Source organism: Stenotrophobium rhamnosiphilum, from assembly GCF_003052265.1.
Classification (GTDB): Bacteria; Pseudomonadota; Gammaproteobacteria; order Nevskiales; family Nevskiaceae; genus Stenotrophobium; species Stenotrophobium rhamnosiphilum.
Genome location: NZ_QANS01000018.1, coordinates 1 through 2,212, shown reverse-complemented (window position 1 = coordinate 2,212; position 2,212 = coordinate 1). Strand labels below are relative to the sequence as shown.

The window sequence follows — 2,212 nt, the reverse complement described above, 5'->3', positions numbered from 1 at the left end:
GAGCGGTGAACAGACCACCTTTAACTTCACCTTTATCGCACCCGATGAAGGCCGGGCCAGCGAGTTCACTGCTTTTGCGGTGACCTCGCTACTGCCGGCCAATCCACTCTCGCTAGAACTCGACACCGCCAGAGCGACCAACACCGCGCCAGTGGCAGTCAATGACAGCGCCAACGTGGTGAAGGGCAGTACTGTGGCAACGACAATCTTGGTGTTGGCCAACGATAGCGATGCAGACGGCGATGCGCTGACGCTAAGTGCCGTCTCTCAGCCGGCTCAGGGTGTCGTCAATATCATCAATGCCGGCAAGGCGCTGAGCTATCAGGCACCGATTCGATTCGTCGGCACCGAAACCTTTGGATACACGGTGATCGATGGCAAAGGCGGCAGCGCCGCGGGGCGGGTGACGGTTCAGGTTCAGGTTCCGACGGGGTTGGCATCGCTGCGGGTGACTGGGGCGCACGTTGGGAGTCGAGCGGATGCAATCGCCTGCCCTATTGTTCGCAACGGGGTCTGTGCGAGTCCCGCGCCACTGTTTGAGACGAGTCGGTTTTTCAATGAGACGACTGGAATACCCGGCTCTGACCAAACCACCGAGGCTGCGGGGGCGAATTTCGATGGAATGAATGTGAGTGTTGATACTGAAGGCTCATTTACAGTGAGTGGTTTCGCGGGAAATGCTGGCCAGATCGAGTTGCGCTGCAGGGCCTCGGGTAATGGAACAGGCTCTGGCGGGAGGACTGATGTTGCTTACGGCGGCAGCAGCGCCAGCGGCAGCAGCGTCACTTTCAGGATCGAAGGTGAAGGTGCGTTGAGATACGAAATTAACGTCGTATCGAGCGCGAGTGGAGTCACGCCACCGGATAAGCCCTCCGCGGGACAGGTCAGTGTTAGCTTGGGCCAGGGCTTCGAAGTGCGGCACACCAGCGTCGATGGGCGGAGTCAGATTGGCGAGAACAGTGGTTTTCTGGAAGTAGGTTCTTACTCGGTGGATATCGTCTGCATCGACAAAGTCAGTGGCGCAGGCGGCAGCGCGAACGGCAGCGGTGTTGTGAGTCTCACCCTGTCTCCTTGAGCAAGGCACTCAGCAATTCATGTGATCCCAGTCCGAGGGCTGGACCGCTGCAAGCGGCGCGTGCCTTTTGAAAACCGTGCAGCGCCATTTTACGGATGGGATTTTTAGGCGAAATTGATTGATCGCAGTAAATTAAGGCCGCAGTGTGGGTTTTAGGGGCGGCAATATCGTCTTGTCACGTCGTATGCAGTGATGAGTTTGGCTAGAGCCGGGTCTTGATCGACGCGAGCAGGTTGGCGGCGAGCTCATTGCGATTACTGGCGTTGAAGTGCGCGTAAATCTGACGGCTGTGATAAATCGCGGTGTTGATACTGATGCCGCAGCGATCGGCAATTTCGCGATGCTGCGCTCCGCGCGCCAGCCAATAACAAATTTCAGTTTGTCGTGACGTCAGTGGGGTGCGATGCACCGCTTCGATCAAACGCAATGCAACGGGGACTTCATGCGTCACCGTAATGCCGTAGGCAATGACGTGATTGCCGGTCGAAATTTGATCTCCGACATTTTCCGGCGTTGCATCGAGGATGTATGCACGGAAGTTAAATCGCCCCCAAGGACTGTTTTTATCCAGGGCTGGCGGCTGCCCGGCATGATCCTGATGATTGATCTGGCGTATTGAGCGCAGAACTCGCAGCAGATCTTCTGGCAACGAGCCTTTCTGACGCCAGTGCTCACCAAATGCGAGCGTCATTAGTCGCTCAGCGTTTGGGGATAAATGACGCAGACGCATATCACCGCCCACAACGAGCAGCGCACATTCCTTGTTGTCGTATTCGAGTGTTGCTGTCGGANGCAGCGCACATTCCTTGTTGTCGTATTCGAGTGTTGCTGTCGGAGCGCGTGGCTCCAGTGCGTGAGCGATCCAATGCTGCACGCGCGCCATCGGTTGTAGTTCGGCGCGGCTGACGAGCTGGTTGTGATGTTTGCGAGAGTCGCGTCCCAGAATCAATCGGCCCAGTGGTTGACCGTTACGTAAGCGTGGCAGCAAGCGAGCGCCATCGTCGCCGCCAGCGGGGCGCAGCGCTTCGTTATGAAATGCATGATGCAGATATTCCGAACGTGAAATCCGCATGGATTCCGTCATCGGAGTCGGGCCAAATTCATAGAGCTCAGAATTGCGCCGCGAACGCATCACCT

General features: G+C 57.0%; 2 protein-coding genes. One reads left to right on the top strand and one right to left on the bottom strand.

The features are described from left to right. Positions 1 to 1,075: Ig-like domain-containing protein (locus CJD38_RS18490; protein WP_170107383.1), on the top strand; the 1,075-nt coding region annotated here is incomplete at its 5' end. A gap of 202 nt (positions 1,076 to 1,277) precedes the next feature. Here CJD38_RS18490 and CJD38_RS18985 read toward each other — a convergent pair. Beyond that, positions 1,278 to 1,766, bottom strand: coding sequence for a helix-turn-helix domain-containing protein (locus tag CJD38_RS18985; protein ID WP_436296051.1), 489 nt, complete (start codon positions 1,764 to 1,766; stop codon positions 1,278 to 1,280). Positions 1,767 to 2,212: the final 446 nt, after the last annotated feature.

Excerpts from the sequence above, each read along its gene's own strand:
- CJD38_RS18985 (WP_436296051.1), bottom strand. The coding sequence starts at position 1,766 with ATGACGCTCGCATTTGGTGAGCACTGGCGTCAGAAAGGCTCGTTGCCA.